Consider the following 20,572-nt stretch of genomic DNA (forward strand, 5'->3'; position numbering starts at 1 on the left):
CTGTGGGGTGTAAGACGTAATGTGGTATACCATAATACGAATTAACGCGAGAGGTCATCATGAAGGCTTACTGGATTGCTCATGTAGACGTAGAGGACGCCGATCAATACAGCCAGTACACCCAGCGCGCGCCGGCGGCATTCGCCCGCTACGGTGCGCGCTTCCTGGCTCGGGGCGGGCGCAGCGAGGCGCTGGAGGGGCGTGACACGCCGCAGCGCAGCGTGGTGATCGAATTCGACTCCTACGAGCAGGCGCTGGCCTGCTACCACTCGCCGGAATACCAGGCGGCCCGCCGCCACCGCGAAGGTGTGGCACGGGCCGAGGTGATCATCGTCGAGGGCATGGCGCCCTGAGCCGGGCGGCTTGCGTTCCGCACGCGCCCCTGAGGGGCGACACCGTGACGACGGCTAGCGGATGAAGTGCACCTTGCCGCTGTCGTCGTTGCCCATGTAGATGCCGTAGACCCCCGCCTGGCGTTCCTCGATATAGCGTTCGAGGATCTGCCGGATCGCGGGGTAGTAGATGGCGTCCCAGGGGATCTCGTCGGGGGCGAAGAAGCGGCAGTCCTGGGTTTCCGGGCCGTACTGGCCGGTGTCTTCCAGGACGATGGCGCGGAAGATGATGTAGACCTCGCTGATGCGCGGCACGCTGAAGATGGAGTAGGGCGAAAGGATCTCGGCGCGCACGCCGCTCTCTTCCCACACCTCGCGCAGGGCCGCCTGCTCGGTGGTCTCGTTGCCTTCCATGAAGCCCGCCGGCAGGGTCCAGGTGCCCGGGCGCGGCGGGATGGCGCGCTGGCAGAGCAGGTACTTGCCGTCCCGCTCGATGATGCAGCCGGCGATGATCTTCGGGTTGACGTAGTGGATGTAGCCGCAGGCGCGGCACATCAGGCGTTCATGGGTGTCGCCCGCCGGCCGCTGGAGGCCGAGGTCCTGGCTGCCGCACTGGGCGCAGAAGTTCGGGCGACTCATGTTCAGCGGCCTATGCGCGGCTCTTTGAGGGCGATGGGGGCGGTGATCTCGGGCAGGTCGCCGCTCTCGTCCTGCTTGCGCTTGAGGTACTCCAGCGCCACCTTCGCGGCCGCGCGGACGTGGTCCACCGAGGCCTGGTGGGCGGCCAGCGGGTCGCCGCTCTTGATGGCCTCGACGATGCGCTCCATCTCCTGGTTGCTGGCGCCGCGACGGTTCTCCTGGGACACCGAGGTGGCGCGCAGGTAGCTGATGCGGGCCTGCAGCTGGCGCAGCTGGGTGGCGGCGATGTGGTTGCCGGAGCCTTCCAGCAGCACGTCGTAGAAGCCCTGGACGGAGTCGAGCACCTGTTGCAGCTCGCCGTCCTTGAGGGCCTTGCGGTTCTCTTCCAGGGCCTTTTCCAGCGCCTTGATGTCCTTGGCCTTGGCCCGCAGGGTGAACAGCTGGACGATCAGGCCTTCGAGCACGCAGCGCAGCTCGTAGATGTCGACGGCGTCTTCCAGGGTGATGATGGCCACGCGCGGGCCCTTGGCATCGGCGAATTCCACCAGCCCTTCGGATTCCAGGTGGCGCAGGGCCTCGCGCACCGAGGTACGGCTCACGCCCAGGCGGTCGCAGAGGTCGCGTTCCACGAGGCGGTCACCGGGCAGGAGCTGGAAGTTCATGATGGCGCTTCGCAGCTTGTCCAGCACGATTTCACGGAGCGTGACGGGGTTGCGATTGACCTTGAAGCTGTCGTCGAGTGGCAGGCGTTTCATGGGGTCCGCTCTTTATGGGCTGTCCATGCGAAACGAGCACGATGCGCAGTGATCGTGCTCGTCATCTAAACAGCCGGGGTTTGACTGGAGGCTTCGGCGTCGGCTTCGGCGAAGGCTTCCCGGGCGAGCCGGAAACTGTCCACGGCTGCGGGAACGCCGCAATAGATACCGACCTGAAGCAGGATTTCGCGTATTTGTTCACGACTCAGACCGTTGCGCAAGGCGCCCCGCACGTGCAGCTTGAGCTCGTGCGGCCGGTTCAGGGCCGAAATCATGGCCAAGTTTATCATGCTGCGTTCCTGGGGCGACAAACCCTCACGGCCCCAGACATGGCCCCAGCAGTACTCGGTGACCATCTCCTGCAGCGGGCGGGTGAAGTCGTCGGCGTTCTCGATGGAGCGCTTCACGTAGGCCTCGCCCAGCACGCGGGTGCGGATCTCCAGGCCCTTCTCGTATTTCTCGTTGCTCATGCGTCCAGCTCCCGGCGGCTCACAGGCCGCCCATGAGGGTGTATTTGATTTCCAGGTAGTCCTCGATGCCGTAGTGCGAGCCTTCGCGGCCCAGGCCCGAGGCCTTGATGCCGCCGAACGGCGCGACTTCGGTGGAGATCAGCCCTTCGTTGATGCCGACCATCCCGTACTCCAGCGCCTCGCTCATGCGCCAGGCGCGGCCCAGGTCGCGGGTGTAGCAGTAGGCCGCGAGGCCGAACTCGGTGTCATTGGCCAGGCGCACGGCCTCGGCTTCGTCATGGAAGCGGAACACCGCTGCCAGCGGGCCGAAGGTTTCCTCGCGGGCCACCTTCATGCCGGTGTTGACCTCGGCCAGCACCGTGGGCGGGTAGAAGCCGTGGCCCAGCGGGTGGCGCTCGCCGCCGCAGAGCAGGCGGGCGCCCTGGGCGAGGGCGTCGCGCACGTGGTCTTCCACCTTGGCCACGGCGCGCTCGTTGATCAGCGGGCCCTGGGTGACGCCCTCGTCGAAGCCGCTGCCGACCTTCAGTTGCGCCACGCGCTCGGCCAGGCGGGCGACGAAGGCATCGTGGATGCCGTCCTGCACCAGGAAGCGGTTGACGCACACGCAGGTCTGCCCGGCGTTGCGGAACTTGGCCACCAGGGCGCCTTCCACGGCGCGCTCCAGGTCGGCGTCGTCGAAGACGATGAAGGGCGCATTGCCGCCCAGCTCCAGGGACACCTTCTTCAGGGTCGGCGCGCACTGGGCCATCAGCAGCTTGCCGATGGCGGTGGAGCCGGTGAAGGAGAGCTTGCGCACGGCCGGGCTGGCGGTCAGCTCGCCGCCGATGGCCACGGCGTCGCCGGTGATGACGTTGAACACCCCGGCCGGAATGCCCGCCTGCTTGGCCAGGGCCGCCAGGGCCAGGGCGGAGAAGGGCGTCTCCGGTGCCGGCTTGACGATGCACGGGCAGCCGGCGGCCAGGGCCGGGCCGGCCTTGCGGGTGATCATCGCGGCGGGGAAGTTCCACGGGGTGATGGCGGCGACCACGCCGATGGGCTCCTTGGTCACCACGATGCGTGCATCGCCCTTGTGGCTGGGGATGGTGTCGCCGTAGATGCGCTTGGCCTCCTCGGCGAACCACTCGATGAAGCTGGCGGCATAGACGATCTCGCCGCGCGCCTCGGCCAGGGGCTTGCCCTGTTCCAGGGTGAGGATCTGCGCCAGGGGCTCGGTGTGCTCGATCATCAGCGCATGCCAACGCTTCAGGCGTGCACTGCGCTCCTTGGCGGTCAGTGCGCGCCAGGCCGGCCAGGCGCGTTCGGCGGCCGCGATGGCCTGCCGGGCCTCTGCGGCGCCGAGGTTCGGCACCTGGCCGATGCAGGCACCGGTGGCGGGGTTGAAGATGTCCTGTCGCGCGCCGTCGGCGGCGTCCAGCCACTGGCCGTCGATGTAGGCCTGCTGGCGGAAGAGGGGGGAAGCGGTCGGGTTCATGCCCACTCCAGAAAGAAAAAAGAGGCCGTGGGGTGACAGATCACGGCCCCATAAAGGGGATCAGGCGAGGGGCGGCACCGCACCCAGCTTGCCCTTGTGATAGAGCATCGGGATGACCGGCTCCTCGGGCAGGATCAGGTTCTTCACCGCGCCGACGATGATGGCGTGGTCGCCACCGTCGTACTCGCGCCACAGCTCGCACTCGATGATCGCCGTGGCCTTGGCCAGCAGCGGGTTGCCCAGCTCGCTCAGGTGCCAGTCGATGCCCTTGGCCTTGTCCTTGCCCTTGCCGGCGAAGGCATAGGCCTCGGTGGTCTGCTCGGCGGCCAGCAGGTGGATGGCGAAGCGCTTGCTGTCCCGCAGCACCGGGTAGGTGTCGGAGGCGTAGTTGGGGCAGAACAGCACCAGGGCCGGGTCGATCGACAGGGCGCTGAAGGCGCTGGCGGTGATGCCGACGATCTGGCCGTCCGCGTCGAGGGTGGTGACCACGGTCACGCCCGACGGGAAGCGGCTCATCACGTCTTTGTAGATACCGGGTTCGATCATGGCGTGCCTCTCAGCGCATCACGAAGGGGTCAGGCATCGGCGCCTGGGACAGGTTGATCCACACCGTCTTCTGCTCGGTGTAGGCGATCACCGACTCGATGCCGCTCTCGCGGCCATAGCCGCTGTTCTTGAAGCCGCCGATGGGCGCCATGGCGGACACCGCGCGGTAGGTGTTGACCCAGACGATGCCCGAGCGGATGTCCCGGGCCAGGCGATGGGCGCGGCCCAGGTCGCGGGTCCAGATGCCGGCGGCGAGGCCGAACTGCGAGTCGTTGGCGATCGCCAGGGCTTCGGCCTCGTCCTTGAAGCGGATCACCGAGGCCACCGGGCCGAACACCTCTTCCTGCATGATCTTCATCGAGTTGCGGTCGCACTCGAACAGCGTCGGCTCGTAGAACCAGCCCTGTTCCAGGTGCGCCGGGCGCTTGCCGCCCAGGCGCAGGCGTGCGCCCTCGGCCAGGGCGTCGGCCACCAGGCCCTCGACCACGGCGAGCTGCTGCGCGGTGGCCATGGGGCCCATCTCGCTGGCGTCGTCCTGCGGGTTGCCGATACGGATGCGCTGGGCGCGTTCGATCAGGCGGCTGACGAATTCGTCGTAGATGCTGTCCTGCACCAGCAGGCGCGAGCCGGACACGCAGCTCTGCCCGGAGGCGGCGTAGATGCCGGCCACGGCGCCGTTGATGGCGCTGTCCAGGTCGGCGTCGGCGAAGATGATGTTCGGCGACTTGCCGCCCAGCTCCAGGGACAGCTTGGCGAAGTTCTCCGCGCTGCTGCGCACCACGTGGCGGGCGGTGGCGGCGCCGCCGGTGAAGGCGATCTTGCGCACCAGCGGGTGGCGGGTGAGAGCAGCGCCGGTGCTCGGGCCGTAGCCGGTCACCACGTTGACCACGCCCGCCGGGAAGCCGGCTTCGAGGGCCAGGCGCGCCAGTTCGAGGATGGTTGCCGAGGCGTGCTCGGACGGCTTGAGCACGATGGTGTTGCCGGCGGCCAGGGCCGGGGCCAGCTTGATCGCCGTCAGGTACAGCGGGCTGTTCCAGGGAATGATCCCGGCCACCACGCCCAGCGGCTCGTGCACGGTGTAGGCGAACATGTCCGGCTTGTCGATCGGCAGGGTGCCGCCTTCCAGCTTGTCCGCCAGGCCGGCGGTGTAGTGGAAGAACTCCGGCAGGTAGCCGACCTGGCCGCGGGTCTCGCGGATCAGCTTGCCGTTGTCACGGCTTTCCAGCTGGGCCAGGTGCTCTTTGTTCTCGGCGATCAGGTCGCCCAGGCGGCGCAGCAGCTTGCCCCGCGCGGTGGCGGTGAGGCTGCGCCAGGCCGGCGCTTCGAAGGCGGCCTGGGCGGCCTGGACGGCGCGCTCGACGTCGGCTTCGTCCGCGTCGGGCAGCTCGGCCCAGGGTTCGGCCAGGGCCGGGTTGAGGCTCTGGAAGGTCTTGCCGGACAGGGCGTCGACCCATGCCCCGCCGATGCACATCTGGAAGCGTGCGAGTGTCATGCAACGATCCCCTTGATTGGATTGGGTCGGGCCTGTGCCGTGGCCAGGAAGTCCAGCAACAGCTGGTTGACCAGGCGCGGCGACTCGACCGGCATCATATGCCGTTGTTCGGCCAGTACGGCGGCCCGCGCACCGGGAATGCGCTGGGCGAGCTGCTCGGCCATCTCCGGCGTCGAGCCCGGGTCCAGTTCGCCGGTGGCGATCAGGGTCGGCACGCGGATGTTGCCCAGGTCGTCGGCGCGGTACATGTCCTGGGTGGCGAACAGCTCATAGGTGGTCAGGTAGCCCTGCGGGTCGTTGCTCGCCAGGGTCTGGCGGATCGCCGCGATCTGCGCCGGGTTGGCAGCCTGGTACTCACGGCTGAACCAGCGCGACAGCGCCGCCTCGGCGTTGGCGTCCGGCCCGTGCTGGGCGGCCTGGGCAGTGCGGGCGATGACGCCGGCACGCTGCTCCGGCGTGCGGTTGAACACGCTGTTGAGCACCACCAGGCCCTGCAGGTACTGGGGGTAGTGCAGGGCGAAGGCGCGGGCCACCAGCCCGCCCATGGAGAAGCCGATCACCGTGACCTGGGTCAGGCCCAGGTGATCGAGCAACTCGCGCAACTGGTCGGCGTAACCGAGCAGCTCGGTGCCGGGCTCCGGGCGTGGGCTGTCGCCATGACCCAGCATGTCGTAGGCGATCACGCGGTACTGCGTGGCCAGGCCGACGACCTGGCCGCCCCACATTTCTTTGTTGAGGCCCACACCGTGGATCAGCACCACGGGTTGGCCTTGTCCGGTCGCCAGGTAGCTGGTGCCGGCGGGGGTACGTTCAGCGGTGAGCCGAATCATGGAGCGCTCCTGCACTTCTTGTTGGATCAGCGGTTCTGCTCGGCTTTCTCGGCAGCCAGCTCTTCCAGATCGATGTAGCGGTTGCCGATGCGCGGGTGCAGGCGGCCACCGTCGGCGGCGCCGAGCACGACGATGATCTCGTCGGCACGCGGGGCGTCCTCGATCTGCATTTCCAGGGTGATGTAGTGGGAGCGCAGGCCTTCGTCGTCCTTGTGCATCATCGGGATCTGGATGGAGGTGCCGGGGCCACCGCGCTTGTTGGTGAAGCTCAGGTAGCTCTTGGCGTCCACCGCCTGGCGGTAGTGGTTGCCGAAGCGCAGGGTGTGGATCACCGCCGAGGCGTGCTCGATCTCACCGTCTGCACCGACCACGGCCGCCTTGCCGTAGGCCTCGATCTTGTCGGCACCGCCGACCAGGGCCACCAGGCGCTCGACCATCAGGGCGCCGAGGTCGGAGCAGTTGGCCTTGATCTCGGGCTTGAGGTCTTCCACGAAACCGCGGCCCAGCCAGGGGTTCTTGATCACGACAGCCAGCCCGGCCATGGTCACGGGCTTCTCGGCGGCCTTGCCGCCTTCGATGAAGGTTTCTTCGACGTAGCTGACGATCTTGCGGATTTCAAAACTCATGAATGGCTCCAGTCAGGTGGGCGGAAGTGTCTGTGCGTATGATGGTATACCATAATATCAGCAGTGCAAGTATCAGCTGTGACTTTCTGAAGGGGTGCAGATGGCCGGCGCCGTGTAGCCACATGCCGAGACGGTTGCAGGAAGGTGGAGGAGACCGGCGTGGCGTGCTGCCGAAGGGCCGGTTAACAGGCGGGACAACGGGCGCGCGTACCCGGGCGCGGCCGGGTACGCGTCAGCCCGCTATGGAAGAGCGGCTATTCGTAAAGACTGCCGCACAGCAGAAAGGTGGCGGCACAGCGCCAGGGGTTGGCGCCTGCCAGGCCCTGGCGGGCACCGAAGTCGCTGTCGTCGGCCCAGGCCAGGGCGCCGTCGAGGAAGTCCTCGATGGTGTCGTGGGCCCAGGCGCCGGTCTCCGGGGCGGCGAGGGCGCGCAGGCGGTCTTCGCGCAGGGCGCGGACGAAGGCGAGGAAGCTGGCGGCGTCCTCCACCTGCTCCAGCCGCTCGTTCAGCGTGGCGCTCATGCCGGCGCCTCGCTGCGGCGGATCTGTTCGAGGATGCTCGGGTCGTCGATCGCGCCGTCGTCCAGCAGCAGGAACAGCTTGCTGATGATCTCGCTGGTGCGCGCGTCGCTGTCGGCGAAGGGCAGGTAGAGGTCATCTGCCGGCTTGCCGGCCGGGACGATGCACAGGTAGTTGCCCGGCTCGATATGGATGACGCCGCTGCCCAGGTGCAGCCGGTAGCGCGCGCGGCTGCCGGTGATGTGGGCGTGGTGGCCCTCGCAGCGCACGTTGGCCAGCCCCAGGTTGCCCACCAGGGCCTGCACCAGTTCGGCGCGGCGCTGGATGACCTCGGCGCTGCCGGCGTGGGTGCCGGTCTCACCGGTGAAGGCCACGGAGACGATCAGGTCGGCGTCGCGCAGGGTTTCGGAGAACACCAGCGGCGGGACCTCCTCCAGGGGCAGGCGCGCGCGGTCGCGGACGAATTCGATGGCCTGCAGGGTGATGGTCTCGGTCAGCGGCAGGTAGCGCTGCGCATCGGGGAAGTCGACGAAGGCGTACAGGCCCTGGCCCCAGTTGCGGAATACCTCCTCGCCGTCGTGGGTGGTCCAGCCCCGGGCCCGCAGCAGGCGGGCGGCCACGGCGCTGCGCAGCACGTGACCGGCGAAGCGCATGGACTTCAGGCCGTTCTCCCGTTCGGCCGGGGTCAGCAGGTACAGCTCGCGGAACACCTGCTTGAAGGGCTGCACCCGGCGCTGGGCCACCAGGGCCTGCTGCCAGGCGGAGAGCGCGCCGGCCTGGTACAGGTGCAGCGGGTGGGCGATCAGCAGCGGGCCTTCGATGGGGCGCGCCGGTCCGGTCAGCGGGCGCAGGGCGAAGGCGTCGCCGTCCAGCCAGCCCAGCAGGCCGTCGCCATCGCGCAGTACCAGGTGGTCCAGCAGCAGGCGCGCCGCCGGCATGCGCAGCAGCTGGCGCAGTTGCGCCGGCTCCAGGGCTTCGCCCCGGGCCATCATGGTTTCCAGGGTCAGGCGGAAGCGGCGGATCTGGTCCTTCATGCGGCCCTGCAGGGCCTTCAGCTCCGCGTGGCCGTCGTGCTTGCGCAGGGCGGCGGGCACCGACTTCAGGCGCTTGCCGCCCTTGCTGGCGACCATGACCGGGTTGAGGCCCTGCAACTCCAGCCACAGGTCGTAGCCGTCCAGGTGCAGGCGGTCCGGGGTCTGTTCGGCGATCTCCGCTTCCATCGCCCATTCCAGGCGGGTGGCGTCGCCGTAGCCGGCGGTGCGGGCGAGGTTCTCCAGGCCGGCCTGGATGGAGGCCTGGGAGTTGGCCTGGCGTTCGGCACCGTAGCGCTCGACTTCGCGGTGGTAGCGCTTGAGGGCCAGGTAGCGCTCGCGGGTTTCGTCCGTGCCGCTTGTGGGCAGCAGGCCGTAGGCGCGCAGGGCGGCCTGGGCGTGGCGTTGCAGCTTCTTCTCCAGGGCCTTGCGCTCCAGGCCGCGGAAGGCGTCCAGCAGCAGGCGGGTGTTGGGGAAGGCCCAGGGGGTGCCTTCCAGCGCGGTGAAGTAGTCGGCCAGGTGCCCGGCGTCGGCCTGGTCCAGGGCGGCTTGCAGGGCGTCGCGGTCCACCACGCCCAGCTCCGGGTCGTCGCTGCTCTGCAGGTCTTCCACCAGGTGCCCGCTGTGGTCGACGGCCAGCGCCAGGTCGAGGTAGAGGCGCTGCAGGGGCTTCAGGTCGCTCCAGCCGAGGGCGTCCAGCACCGCTTCGCTGGCTGCACCGCTGAAGGGCAGGGCGGTGAGCAGGCTGGCGCGGGGGAAGCCGGCGAGCTGTTCGGCCAGTGCGGCCTCTTCGTCCTTTTCCAGGTGGCCGACGTCGAGCAGGGCGGTCAGTACGCGGCCCTGATGGTTTTCGTAGTGCCTTTCGAGGGCTTCTGGCTCCAGGCCGAGGCGTGCCAGCTCGCGCACGCCGGCCAGCAACCAGTGGGCGGTGGAGGTGCCGCGCTCGCCGATCAGGCTGCACAGCTGCTCGGCGCTTTCCGGCAGTTGGGCCAACGAGCGCTGGACGAAGTCGGCGTTGAGCGCGTCCAGCCGTTGTTCGCCTGGGCTGCCGCCTGCTGCGAGCGGCGGCAGGGTGCACAGGCTCTCGGCCCAGGTGCGCACGGCGTGCTCGTGCCGGGCGGCATCCAGGCGGCCGGCGTCGGCCAGGCCCACGGCGAAGCGCCGGATGGCGTCCTCGGCCCTGCCCTGGTAGCTCCCGGCCAGCCGTGGGTGATAGGCGTCTTCGAGGGGGTTGCGGCGGTCCCAGTCGCCGCTGAGCAGCCACTGGGCAACGTCCAGCCAGGCATTGTCGACGGGGTGTTCGGCCAGCAGCTCCAGGCAGTCTGCCAGGTTGGGGGTGGTCCAGGCGTTGGCGGGGTCGTGCCAGTAATAGCGGGCCACGTAGCCAGGGCGGAGGGCGTGGTCGCTGTCTTCGAAGGCGTGGGCCAGTATGTGCCGCACGCGCCGCTCCAGGGCCTGGAAGCTGCGGGTGCTCGGGTAGGCGGCGACACCGGCGCTGCTGGTGATCTGCAGCAGGCGTTGGCGGGTGTAGAGGTGTTCGGTTTCGTCGTGGCCCAAGCTGCGCGGGAAGACCAGGGCGTCCACCAGGGCCTGCTGGCCGTCGGGGCCGGCTTCGGCGAGGAAGGCGTTGGCCAGGGCCAGGCCGTCCACCTCATCCCAGAACGGGTGATGGTGGCCGTCTTCGGCCAGCAGCGCGTCGCGTTCGGGCAGGGCATCCAGGGTGCGGTCGAGGAAGGCTTCGAGCAGGGCGATGCGGGCCTGCTGATGGGCATCGGCTTGGTAGTGCTGCATGGGGGGTGTCCGTTCGTGTTGGGGGTCAGCCGCCGACCAGGGGCACCAGGCGCAGGAAGGTGAGCCGGGCCTGGGCGGGCAGGTCGAGGGAATGGTCGAGGTCGTTGAGCATCTGGCCGTCGAGAAGGATGCGGTAGCGGCGCTGGCGAAAGCCCTCCAGGGCGCGCTGCACTTCGGCTTCGGCGTCGATCCGGGGGGCATCGGGGCGCTCGGCGTGCGGCTTGATGGCGCCTCGCGCGGCCTGGCGGCGGATCTCGTCGTCGCTGAGGTAGTCGCCAGGGGGGCTGGCCTGGAGGCGGTCCAGCCAGCCGGCGACCGTCCGTTCGGCCACCTGGTGCAGCACCACCCGGCGGATCAGCTCGCCCAGGGTGAGCCGGGAGTCCGCCAGGTGCAGGTTGAGGTCGGGGGTGAAGGCTTCGTTGCGGGCCCCGCGAAGGACCAGGCTCTCGACGTGCAGCTCGGTGCTCATGCTGGCCCTCCAGGCCGGCGATTCAGGTGAGCGAGCGTAGCGCTGGCGAGGCCGGCAGGAAAGGCCGGCTGCGCGGGTTCGTGGCGGCGGTCACGGCGTCTTGCGGCCGCTCATGTGGCGCAGGTAGGCGACCAGTTGTTCCAGCTGCGCGTCATCGATGACCTGGGCGGGGAAGGCCGGCATGCGCGCTTCCGGCCAGCGGCGCAGGCTCTGCGGGTCGCGGATGTAGCGTTGCAGGAAGCCCTCGGCGAAGTATTCGGTGGGGTTGTAGGGCAGGTTCAGGTCGGGGCCGAACTGGGCGTCCCCGGCGCCGTTGAGGCGGTGGCAGGCCAGGCAGTTCTTCTGGAACAGGGCGAAGCCGGCCTGGACGTCGGCGCCGGCATCCGAGGCTGGCAGCAGCGCAGGGAAGCGCTCAGCGACGGAGGCCAGGGCGCGGATCTTCACCACCTGGAAGGGCCATTGCTCGGGGCTGATGCCGCCGGCTTCGGGGGCGGTCCACACCAGGTAGAAGGGGCCGGCGCTGGGCTTGTCCTTGGCCAGGCCCGGCCAGGGCTTGGCCGGGTCTTCCACGGCCAGCCAGGCGCGGGCGCCCTCGCGGGCCAGCAGCGGGGCGGCGCTGAGTTCGGCGGCGAAGCCGTCGGCCGCCACGGCCTGCAGGTGCTGCTCCGGTGCCACCCCGGGCAGCAGGGCCGCCAAGGGCACGGCCCGGTAGGTCATGGCGCGCTTGTAGGCGACGTCCTGGGGGATGCGCACCTCCTGGGCCTGGGGATGGGCGAGCAGCTCGGCGGTACTCAGGGTGCGGGTACCGCCGGGCAGTTCCAGGGTCAGGTCGGCGGCGCGGGCCAGGCCGGTGGCAAGCAGCAGGGCAAGGAGCAGGTGGCGCATCAGGGGGCGTTCTCCAACAGGGGCTTGAGCCGGGTGTAGCCGCCGGCATTCTGCACGTTGGTATAGCCCCGGGCGAGCAGGTCGTCCTGGGCGATGCCGGAGCGCCGGCCGCTGCGGCAGTACAGGACGATGGGGGTGGACTTGTCCGGGGCGACCTCGGCGATGCGCTCGCCGATGTCTTCGAAGCCGATGTAGCGGGCACCGGGGAGCGCACCTTCCTGGATCTCCTCCGGCGTACGCACATCGATAAGCACGGCGCCCTCCTGCTTCAGGGCCTCCAGGGCGGCGGCCTGGTCGACGTCGCCGGCGACCGCGTGGAGGCTGAGGGAGAGGGCGAGCGGGGTGATCAGATAGCGCATGGGTTCAGTTCCTTCCAAACAGTGACCGGTTGGACCCTAGCACACTCCAAAAAGGCTGTCCGACCGCTTTGGAACGCGGGTTCCAGCCCTGTGGGGGATGTCGTTTTGATGGCGTGCGGACGCTCCTTGCCCGCGCTGCGCCGCATTGAGCGGGGCGTAGCGCAGGCAGGCGGTGGTCAACCGACCAGGCGAGTCAGATTGGGAAGGATCAGGATGAGCGTGGTGGCAAAGACGATAAGGCTCGCCTGCCGCATCTTCGGCTGTTTGAACATGGCCAACTGCCTTTCTTCTTGTTGGGGCGCGGCGTCGGGCCCTTACGGCCTGGCCTGGTGCTGGCGCCCCGTGGCGTTGCTGATCGACCGCTCCGGCATGACCCGGCAACGGCCCCTTGCCCGTTGAACACTAGGTGCGGCCCGCCCGGCGGCTTAGAACGCTTGGGATCAAGCCGCCGGCCTTTACCCTCGGCTTTGCCATAGCGGCAGGGGCGAGCCTTGGGCCAGAGCCTCGCGTTGACCCCGGGGTCAGCCGACCGTTCGTCTGAGCGCCGTGGTCAATGGCGCTGAGCAGTTCGGTCATTGAGCCGGCGGGCGTCGCCGTTAAGGTAGACCCACCGCGGTCGGCCCCGGGTCGGCCCGTCTGCCTAACGACAAGAGAGAACGCCATGACCGAAGCATTTATCTACGACGCGGTGCGCACGCCCCGCGGCAAGGGCAAGAAGGACGGGGCGCTGCACAGCGTCAAGCCGGTCAACCTGATCGCCGGGCTGCTCAGGGCCCTGGAGGCGCGCAACAAGTTGGATACCAGCCAGGTGGACGACATCGTCCTCGGCTGCGTGACCCCGGTGGGCGACCAGGGCGCCGACATCGCCAAGACCGCCGCGCTGGTGGCCGACTGGGACGAGACCGTCTCGGGCCAGCAGATCAACCGCTTCTGCGCGTCGGGCCTGGAGGCCGTGAACCTCGCCGCGATGAAGGTGCGCTCCGGTTTCGAGGACCTGGTGGTGGCCGGCGGCGTGGAATCCATGTCGCGCATCCCCATGGGCTCTGACGGTGGCGCCTGGGCCATGGACCCGGAAACCAACCTGCACACCAACTTCGTGCCCCAGGGCATCGGCGCCGACCTGATCGCCACCCTGGAAGGCTTCAGCCGCCAGGACGTGGACGCCTTCGCCCTGCGCTCCCAGCAGAAGGCCGCCCGCGCCAGCGCCGACGGCTCGTTCAGCAAATCCCTGGTGCCGGTCACCGACCAGAACGGCATCGTGCTGCTGGACCACGACGAGTTCATCCGGGGCGAATCCACCCTCGAAGGCCTCGGCGCGCTCAAGCCGAGCTTCGAGATGATGGGCCAGATGGGCTTCGACGCCACCGCGCTGCGCAAGTACAGCCAAGTCGAACGCATCCACCACGTGCACACCCCGGGCAACAGTTCCGGCATCGTCGACGGCGCCGCCGCGATGCTCATCGGCTCCGCAGCCAAGGGCAAGGAACTGGGCCTCAAGCCCCGCGCACGCATCGTCGCCACGGCGGTGACCAGCACCGACCCGACCATCATGCTCACCGGCCCGGCGCCGGCCACCCGCAAGGCCCTGGCCAAGGCCGGGCTGTCGGTGGCGGACATCGACCTGTTCGAGGTCAACGAAGCCTTCGCCTCGGTGGTGATGAAGTTCATGAAGGACATGGGCGTGCCGGAGGAGAAGGTCAACGTCAACGGCGGTTCCATCGCCATGGGCCACCCCCTGGGCGCCACCGGTTGCGCCATCCTCGGCACCCTGCTCGACGAGCTGGAGAAGCGCCAGCTGCGCTACGGCCTCGCCACCCTGTGTGTCGGCGGCGGCATGGGTATCGCAACGATCATTGAGCGCGTTTGAGGCCGGAGAACAGAAATGACTGACGCCATCCGTTACGAAAAAGGCCCGGACAATATCGTCGTCCTGACCATCGACATGCCCGGCCAGAGCGCCAACACCATGAACGCGGTGTACCGCGAGGCCATGGGCGCCACCGTGGACCGCCTGGAAGCCGAGAAGGATTCCATCGCCGGGGTCATCGTCACCTCCGCCAAGAAGACCTTCTTCGCCGGCGGCGACCTCAACGAGCTGATCAAGGTCACCCAGGCCGACGCCAACGGCTTCTACCAGATGATCCTCAAGATCAAGGGCCAGCTGCGCCGCCTGGAGAGCCTAGGCAAGCCCGTGGTCGCCGCCATCAACGGTGCGGCCCTGGGCGGCGGCTGGGAAATCTGCCTGGCCTGTCACCACCGCATCGCCCTTGACGAGAGCCACGTCCAGCTCGGCTTGCCGGAAGTCACCCTGGGCCTGCTGCCCGGTGGCGGCGGCGTGGTGCGCATGGTGCGCCTGCTGGGTATCGAGAAGGCGCTGCCGTACCTCGCCGAAGGCAAGAAGGTGCGCCCGGACCAGGCCCTCAAGGCCGGCCTGATCCACGACATCGCCAAGGACCGCGACGAGCTGCTGGCCAAGGCCCGCGCCTTCATCGCCGCCAACCCCACGGCCGTGCAGCCCTGGGACGTGAAGGGCTACAAGATCCCCGGCGGCACCCCGTCGACCCCGGCCGTGGCGCAGATGCTGGCCATCGCCCCGAGCGTGCTGCGGGACAAGACCAAGGGCTGCTTCCCGGCGCCGGAGAAGATCATGTGCGCCGCCGTCGAAGGCGCCCAGGTGGACTTCGACACCGCCCAGCTGATCGAGGCGCGCTACTTCACCGAGCTGACCACCGGCCAGGTGGCGAAGAACATGATCGGCACCTTCTGGTTCCAGCTGAACGAGATCAACGCCGGCAGCTCCCGGCCCAAGGGTCCGGCCCGCCATGAAACGAAGAAGGTCGGCGTGCTCGGCGCCGGCATGATGGGCGCGGGCATCGCCTACGTCTCCGCCGCCGCCGGCATCGAGGTGGTGCTCAAGGACGTGTCCATCGAGGCCGCCGAGAAGGGCAAGGCCTACTCCGCCGGCCTGCTGGACAAGAAGGTCGCCCGTGGCCACATGAGCGCGGAGAAGCGCGACGCCTTCCTCGCCCGCATCAAGCCGACCGTGGATGACACCGACTTCGACGGCTGCGACCTGATCATCGAGGCGGTGTTCGAGAACCGCGAGCTGAAGGGCAAGGTCACCGCTGCCGCCGAGGCGGCGGCCCTGCCGGATGCGGTGATCGCCTCCAACACCTCCACGCTGCCCATCACCGGGCTGGCCACCGCCGTGGCCAAGCCGGAGAAGTTCATCGGCCTGCACTTCTTCAGCCCGGTCGACAAGATGCCGCTGGTGGAGATCATCCGGGGCGAGAAGACCTCGGACGAGACCCTGGCCCGTGGCTTCGACTACGTGCTGCAGATCAAGAAGACCCCCATCGTGGTCAACGACAGCCGGGGCTTCTTCACCTCGCGGGTGTTCGGCACCTTCACCAACGAAGGCATCGCCATGCTCGGCGAGGGCGTGTCGGCGGCGATGATCGAGAACGAGACCCGCAAGGCCGGCATGCCGGTGGGCCCGCTGGCGATCTCCGACGAGGTCTCCATGAGCCTGATGACCCACATCCGCAACCAGACCGCCGCCGACCTCAAGGCCGAAGGCAAGGCGATGCCGCAGCACCCGGCCTTCGCCGTGATCGACCTGATGGTCAACGAGTTCAAGCGCCCCGGCAAAGCGGCCGGCGGCGGCTTCTACGAGTACCCGGCAGGCGGCAAGAAGCACCTGTGGCCGGAGCTGAAGGCGCGCTTCGAGAAGGCCGACCGGCAGATCCCGCAGGAAGACGTGCGCGACCGCATCCTCTTCATCCAGGCCATCGAGACCGTGCGCTGCGTGGAGGAGGGCGTGCTGCTGTCCACCGCCGACGCCAACATCGGCTCGATCTTCGGCATCGGCTTCGCCGCCTGGACCGGCGGGGCGCTGCAGTTCATCAACCAGTACGGCCTGGACGACTTCGTCGCCCGTGCCCGCTACCTGGCCGAGCAGTACGGCGAGCGCTTCGAGCCGCCGGCGCTGCTGCTGGAGAAGGCGGCGAAAGGGGAAACCTTCTGAGCCACGCGCGGGTCTGTCACCACAGGCCCGCACCCTGCTGAAAAACGTGCGGATAGCGACCTGCAGGGCGCTGTCCGCACGCGCTCGGGCGACTGCCGGCCGTTATAATGCGCGGCATTCTGCCTAGGAGCCTTCATGTCGAGCCACGCCCTGCACAACGTCATCGCAATCATCTGGTTCATCGTCTGCTGGGTCGGCTACACCCGCTACGCCATCTGGAAGGGCCGCGACACCCCCTGCCTCGCCTCGGTCATGCACCTCTACCGCGAGGACTGGATGCGCCGGCTGCTGATGCGCGACAACCGCATCGCCGATGCCAGCGTGATCGCCAACCTGGAGCGCAACGCGTCGTTCTTCGCCTCCAGCACCCTCATCATCCTCGCCGGCGTGCTCACCGTGCTGGGTTCCACCGAGCGCGCGGTGTCGATCCTCGCCGACCTGCCGTTCGTGCAGTCGGCCACCCGGGGCATCTCCGAGGTCAAGCTGCTGTCCATCGCGGTGGTGTTCGTCTACTCCTTCTTCACCTTCAGCTGGTGCATGCGCCAGTACAACTTCGCCGCCGTGCTGGTGGGGTCGGCGCCGCTGATCGGTGAGCGCAACGTGGGCGACCAGGAGCGCAAGGACTTCGCCGAGCGCACCGCGCGGGTCATCTCCCTGGCGGCCAACCAGTTCAACCTGGGCCTGCGCAGCTACTACTTCGGCCTGGCCATGCTGGCCTGGTTCATCAACCCCTGGTTCTTCATGATCGTGACGGCGGGCGTGGTGCTGGTGCTGTACCGCCGCGAGTTCCATTCCGCCGTTCTGGACGTGATGGTCTACACCCCGACCCGGGCGCCCGAGCCGCCCAAGGAGAAAGAGGAATGAGTCTGCCGTTCTGGTGTGTGCTTCTCGCTGTGCTGTTGACCTACATCCCACGGATTTTCGTGGGCAAGGCAATGAAGGAGGAGGGCAGTGGTTACGACAACCACAACCCCCGGATCCAGCAGGCGCGCCTCACCGGGCTCGGGGCGCGGGCGCTGGCGGCGCACCTCAACAGCATCGAGATGTTCCCGCTGTTCCTCGCCGGGGTGCTGATGGCCCACACCACCGACACCCGTGGTTGGCTGGTGGACGGCCTGGCGCTGACCTTCATCGCGGCGCGGCTGGTGTTCCTGTTCTGCTACTTGCGCGACCTGTCGACGCTTCGCAGCCTGGCCTGGTTCGTCAGCCTGCTGTGCTGCCTGGTGCTGATGCTCAGCCCGGCACTCTGATCCCATGGCCCCGGCCAGGCCGGGGCACCCTCCTGCCGAGCGCTGCCTTGCTGGCAGTGCCCGGCCTTTCAAGGCATTCCCGCTCGTACAACCTCACCCATCACGGGCGGCGGAAGGCTGCCCGGCGGAGGCATCCCGGGTGGCCGGGCGGGCCGGTTCGGCCTGGGGCGGCTGGCTGGCCGCGAGCAATGAATCCAGCGCCTGGGAGGCGGACTCCTCGGCAGCGGCGAGGCGGTCTTCGGTGGTGGGTTCGCAGGCACTGAGCGCCAGCGTGAGGACGAGGCAGAGGGGCAGGGCGAGGCGTTTGCGCACGGTGGTCCTCCTGGACAAGGCGGACGGTAGGGCATGAGGCCGCCAGCCGGGGCTGGCGGCCTGCAGGTTACTGCTGGGTGCCGCCTTGCGGGGCGGCCGGCGAAGTGGTTTCGCCCGGTGCAGTGCTGGGTGCGGCAGGGGCGGGTGCCGGCTGGGTCGGCGGAGTCGCTTCCGGTTGCGTGGTGGCCGGCGGGGTCGCCGGTTGGGCGACTTTCTCATCCGAGGGCTTGTCGCAGGCGGCCAGGCCCAGGGCAGAGGCGAGCAACAGGCTGTAGGCGAGAGGCTTTTTCATGTAGGTCTCCTTGGTCCGATGAATGTCGAGACCCCCTTTCGAACCCCATGGTCGGCCGGAAGTTCAGTCGGGCCTGCCCGGCGGTTGGCCGGCGGCGGTATCATGCGCGCCTTACCGCCAACGCCATGGGAAGTACCGGATGAGCGAAAACCCGATCTTCGACAACGCCCAGCGATTCCTCGCTGTGCTGCGTCACTGCCAGGTCCTCGGGATGCGCGTGCACAGCGCCGACCGCCAGGGCCTGACCCTCTGCCTGCCGTACAGCGAGCAGATCATCGGCAACCCGGAGACCGGCGTGATCCATGGCGGCGCCATCACCACATTGATGGACACCACCTGCGGCATTTCCACCGTGTGCGTGCTGCCGTCCTTCGAGATCTGCCCGACCCTGGACCTGCGCATCGACTACATGCACCCGGCCGAGCCGAACAAGGACGTCTATGGGTTCGCCGAGTGCTACCGCGTCACCCCGAACGTGATCTTCACCCGTGGCTACGCCTACCAGGACGACCCCGAGCAGCCCATCGCCCACGTGGTCGGCGCCTTCATGCGCATGGGCAAGGCCATCGGCGGGAAGACCGGGAAATCCGGAGGTGCGGCATGAGCCTGGACCTGAGCGCCCTGGTGCGCGAAGCCCACGAGAAGAACGACTACGACGCCCTGGTGCGTGCCATTCCCTATGCGCGCCTGCTGGGCATCGAATGCCTGCGCTTGGGCGACGACATGGTCTTCCGCCTGCCCGCCAGCAAGGACAGCATCGGCAACCCGACCTTGCCGGCGATCCACGGCGGGGTGATCGCGGGGTTCATGGAACACGCCGCGATGCTGCACCTGCTGACCTTCATGGGCACGCCACATTTGCCCAAAATCATCGACTTCTCGATAGATTACCTGCGCGCCGGGCACTATCGTGACACCTACGCCCACTGCCAGGTCTGGCGACAGGGGCGGCGCGTCGCCAACGTCGCCATCACCGCCTGGCAAACCACTCAGACCGAGCCCATCGCCACCGCTCGAGCCCACTTCAAGGTCGACGAACCCTGACCCGTGGCCGGGCGCGATGCGCCCGGTCCATGCAACAAGGAATCCTGGATGGATGCGCTCCTGATCCTCGGCGGCCTGCTGTCGATCCTCTTCAGCCTGGTCTGGCTGGTCATGCTGGCTTTCGGTACCAGCCTGCTGTGGGGCTTCGGCAGCCTGCTGCTGCCGCCGATCACCCTGGCCTACATCGCGGCGCACTGGCGCACCGCGCGCAAGGCCGTGATGCTCCTCGCGCTGGGCATCATCCCGCTGGTGGTGGGCCTGACCATGCTGGCCTACCGCGACCCCGAGCGCCTGCACGCGCTGCTCAGCCTCGACTGGGCCAAGCCGGAGAAGCAGGCCCCGGGCGAACTGGCCATCCACCTGCGGGGCGAGCTCAACGGCGAGCCTTTCCTGCCTCAACAGGCCGAGCTGATCGACGGCGTGCTGAGCCTGCGCGAAGGGCAGGACTTCTTCGCACGGCGCGAGGTGAGCATCCGCCTGCCCAGCCAGCCCGAAGGCGACGTGCGCCTGGACATCCTCCCGGAAGACCCGGGCAGCAAGCCCGAAGTGGAGATCAGCTGGCTGCTCCCCGAGCAGGAGCTGCCGGAGGCCCGCCGCCTGAGCAAGGGCTACACCCTGCACCTGGACCTCAAGCGCACCGGCCCCAACACGCTGGCCGGCGGCTTCCACCTGGTGCTGCCGCCGCAACTGCGCACCACCCTGAGCGGCGACCTGGAGCTGTTCACCGACCGCCTGCGCTACGCCAACGGCCAGGTCGATCTGCGCCACGACTCCCAGGACACCCTCGCCTACGTCGCCCGTGACTACCTGCAGCGTCGTTTCGCCACCCGCGAGGTGCAGGTCACCCACCTGCCGCCGGTAAGCCTGCCGGCCCGCGACCTGGACCTGGACGTGGAGGCCCGCATCGACGGCGTGGCCCAGCGCCTGCCGCTGCAGTTCTTCAAGAGCGACCTGCGTGGCTGGGGCATCCGTGGCGATGCCTTCCCGCCGCTGCCAGCCGTGGAGGCCAAGCCCGCCACCGCCGAGGCCGAGCCCGAAGAGGCGCGCCCCAGCCGTCCGGTGGACCGCCGCCAGCGCTTCTCCCTGGAGCGCCTGCTGACCAACCCCAACCGCTACCAGAACCTCACCGTACGGGTGCAGACCGCCCGAGGCAGCCAGGTGGAAGGGCGTTTCACCGGGATCAACCCCGATGGCCAGGTGGTGATCCAGCGCAACGTCTCCGGCGCCGGTTCCGCCAGCTTCGTGCTGCGTCCCGAGGAAATCGCCCGGATCGAATTGCTGGAGCCCTGAGCCCGCTTCCACCCCGCCAGGCGTGCGCTCCCGCGCATCCTGGCGACGCCGCTCGTAGCGTCGTGTGAAAAAAGCCCTTGAAATTCCACAGCATGGCCCCATCTCGGCTGACATCCGCCGCCCCTGCGGCTTCAACCGTCCTT

At 68.5% G+C, this 20,572-nt stretch carries 23 protein-coding genes; 8 read left to right on the top strand and 15 right to left on the bottom strand.

All coding sequences use genetic code 11. The annotated features are described in order from the left end of the window. The first annotated feature begins 59 nt into the window (after positions 1–59). Positions 60–353 (top strand): DUF1330 domain-containing protein, encoded by a 294-nt coding sequence (locus tag RTK35_RS27830; protein ID WP_316909496.1) that lies wholly within the window; start codon positions 60–62, stop codon positions 351–353. A gap of 54 nt (positions 354–407) precedes the next feature. Here the strand turns inward: RTK35_RS27830 and RTK35_RS27835 are convergent, their stop codons facing one another. From RTK35_RS27835 to RTK35_RS27895, 13 genes are all read right to left on the bottom strand, one after another. Next, positions 408–971 (bottom strand): NUDIX hydrolase, encoded by a 564-nt coding sequence (locus RTK35_RS27835; protein WP_044407968.1) that lies wholly within the window; start codon positions 969–971, stop codon positions 408–410. Positions 972–973: 2 nt separating this feature from the next. After that, entirely contained in the window at positions 974–1,726 is a 753-nt protein-coding gene (locus RTK35_RS27840) for a GntR family transcriptional regulator (RefSeq protein ID WP_044407964.1), read from the bottom strand. A 65-nt stretch (positions 1,727–1,791) separates the two neighbouring features. After that, positions 1,792–2,196: a carboxymuconolactone decarboxylase family protein gene (locus RTK35_RS27845; protein ID WP_044407962.1), complete on the bottom strand. Its 405-nt coding sequence runs from the start codon at positions 2,194–2,196 to the stop codon at positions 1,792–1,794. Between the two features lie 19 nt (positions 2,197–2,215). Beyond that, the gene (locus RTK35_RS27850) at positions 2,216–3,667 is read right to left on the bottom strand and encodes an NAD-dependent succinate-semialdehyde dehydrogenase (protein ID WP_316909497.1); all 1,452 of its coding nucleotides are present in this window, start codon (positions 3,665–3,667) and stop codon (positions 2,216–2,218) included. Positions 3,668–3,727: 60 nt separating this feature from the next. Beyond that, entirely contained in the window at positions 3,728–4,213 is a 486-nt protein-coding gene (locus RTK35_RS27855; RefSeq protein WP_074969399.1) for a flavin reductase family protein, read from the bottom strand. Positions 4,214–4,223: 10 nt separating this feature from the next. Then, the gene (locus tag RTK35_RS27860) at positions 4,224–5,705 is read right to left on the bottom strand and encodes an aldehyde dehydrogenase (RefSeq protein ID WP_074969401.1); all 1,482 of its coding nucleotides are present in this window, start codon (positions 5,703–5,705) and stop codon (positions 4,224–4,226) included. Continuing rightward, a complete protein-coding gene (locus RTK35_RS27865) occupies positions 5,702–6,535 on the bottom strand; it encodes an alpha/beta fold hydrolase (RefSeq protein ID WP_044407951.1) in 834 nt (277 codons plus the stop codon). The genes RTK35_RS27860 and RTK35_RS27865 overlap by 4 nt, the downstream gene beginning before the upstream one ends. A gap of 26 nt (positions 6,536–6,561) precedes the next feature. Further along, positions 6,562–7,161: an amino acid synthesis family protein gene (locus tag RTK35_RS27870; RefSeq protein ID WP_044407947.1), complete on the bottom strand. Its 600-nt coding sequence runs from the start codon at positions 7,159–7,161 to the stop codon at positions 6,562–6,564. Positions 7,162–7,415: 254 nt separating this feature from the next. Further along, positions 7,416–7,682, bottom strand: a complete 267-nt coding sequence (locus tag RTK35_RS27875; protein ID WP_044407944.1) for a hypothetical protein — start codon at positions 7,680–7,682, stop codon at positions 7,416–7,418. Continuing rightward, positions 7,679–10,501 (bottom strand): DUF4132 domain-containing protein, encoded by a 2,823-nt coding sequence (locus tag RTK35_RS27880; protein ID WP_316909498.1) that lies wholly within the window; start codon positions 10,499–10,501, stop codon positions 7,679–7,681. The genes RTK35_RS27875 and RTK35_RS27880 overlap by 4 nt, the downstream gene beginning before the upstream one ends. Positions 10,502–10,526: 25 nt before the next feature. Further along, positions 10,527–10,970 (bottom strand): hypothetical protein, encoded by a 444-nt coding sequence (locus tag RTK35_RS27885; protein ID WP_074969405.1) that lies wholly within the window; start codon positions 10,968–10,970, stop codon positions 10,527–10,529. 90 nt (positions 10,971–11,060) lie between these two features. Continuing rightward, entirely contained in the window at positions 11,061–11,855 is a 795-nt protein-coding gene (locus RTK35_RS27890; RefSeq protein WP_074969407.1) for a cytochrome c, read from the bottom strand. After that, entirely contained in the window at positions 11,855–12,214 is a 360-nt protein-coding gene (locus RTK35_RS27895) for a rhodanese-like domain-containing protein (RefSeq protein WP_044407931.1), read from the bottom strand. Before RTK35_RS27895 ends, RTK35_RS27890 begins: the two co-directional genes overlap by 1 nt. Before the next feature lie 661 nt (positions 12,215–12,875). Between RTK35_RS27895 and RTK35_RS27900 the strand changes: the two genes are divergently transcribed. The 4 genes from RTK35_RS27900 (at position 12,876) to RTK35_RS27915 (ending at position 17,491) form a co-directional block, all read left to right on the top strand. After that, entirely contained in the window at positions 12,876–14,081 is a 1,206-nt protein-coding gene (locus RTK35_RS27900; RefSeq protein ID WP_074969409.1) for an acetyl-CoA C-acetyltransferase, read from the top strand. 15 nt (positions 14,082–14,096) lie between these two features. After that, positions 14,097–16,241, top strand: a complete 2,145-nt coding sequence (locus RTK35_RS27905; protein WP_316909499.1) for a 3-hydroxyacyl-CoA dehydrogenase NAD-binding domain-containing protein — start codon at positions 14,097–14,099, stop codon at positions 16,239–16,241. Positions 16,242–16,376: 135 nt separating this feature from the next. Then, on the top strand, positions 16,377–17,105 hold the full coding sequence (locus RTK35_RS27910) for a DUF599 domain-containing protein (RefSeq protein WP_044407922.1): 729 nt from the start codon (positions 16,377–16,379) through the stop codon (positions 17,103–17,105). Beyond that, positions 17,102–17,491 carry an MAPEG family protein gene (locus RTK35_RS27915; protein ID WP_044407919.1) on the top strand — a complete coding sequence of 130 codons (390 nt, stop codon included), beginning with the start codon at positions 17,102–17,104 and terminating at the stop codon, positions 17,489–17,491. Before RTK35_RS27910 ends, RTK35_RS27915 begins: the two co-directional genes overlap by 4 nt. Before the next feature lie 93 nt (positions 17,492–17,584). Here the strand turns inward: RTK35_RS27915 and RTK35_RS27920 are convergent, their stop codons facing one another. Both RTK35_RS27920 and RTK35_RS27925 read right to left on the bottom strand, forming a co-directional pair. Then, positions 17,585–17,803, bottom strand: a complete 219-nt coding sequence (locus RTK35_RS27920; protein WP_074969416.1) for a hypothetical protein — start codon at positions 17,801–17,803, stop codon at positions 17,585–17,587. Positions 17,804–17,870: 67 nt separating this feature from the next. Beyond that, complete coding sequence (locus RTK35_RS27925; protein WP_316909500.1) at positions 17,871–18,095, bottom strand: hypothetical protein; 225 nt, start codon at positions 18,093–18,095, stop codon at positions 17,871–17,873. 139 nt (positions 18,096–18,234) lie between these two features. On the opposite strand from RTK35_RS27925, the gene RTK35_RS27930 reads away from it, so the two are divergent. The 3 genes from RTK35_RS27930 to RTK35_RS27940 are packed head-to-tail and all read left to right on the top strand — an operon-like array spanning position 18,235 to position 20,429. Then, the gene (locus RTK35_RS27930) at positions 18,235–18,699 is read left to right on the top strand and encodes a PaaI family thioesterase (protein ID WP_044407910.1); all 465 of its coding nucleotides are present in this window, start codon (positions 18,235–18,237) and stop codon (positions 18,697–18,699) included. After that, a complete protein-coding gene (locus tag RTK35_RS27935) occupies positions 18,696–19,139 on the top strand; it encodes a PaaI family thioesterase (protein ID WP_044407907.1) in 444 nt (147 codons plus the stop codon). Before RTK35_RS27930 ends, RTK35_RS27935 begins: the two co-directional genes overlap by 4 nt. A 48-nt stretch (positions 19,140–19,187) precedes the next feature. Next, on the top strand, positions 19,188–20,429 hold the full coding sequence (locus RTK35_RS27940; RefSeq protein WP_142010635.1) for an MFS transporter: 1,242 nt from the start codon (positions 19,188–19,190) through the stop codon (positions 20,427–20,429). Positions 20,430–20,572 lie beyond the last annotated feature (143 nt).

Origin of the sequence: Pseudomonas sp. zfem003 (assembly GCF_032621675.1) — a bacterium.
Classification (GTDB): domain Bacteria; phylum Pseudomonadota; class Gammaproteobacteria; order Pseudomonadales; family Pseudomonadaceae; genus Metapseudomonas; species Metapseudomonas otitidis.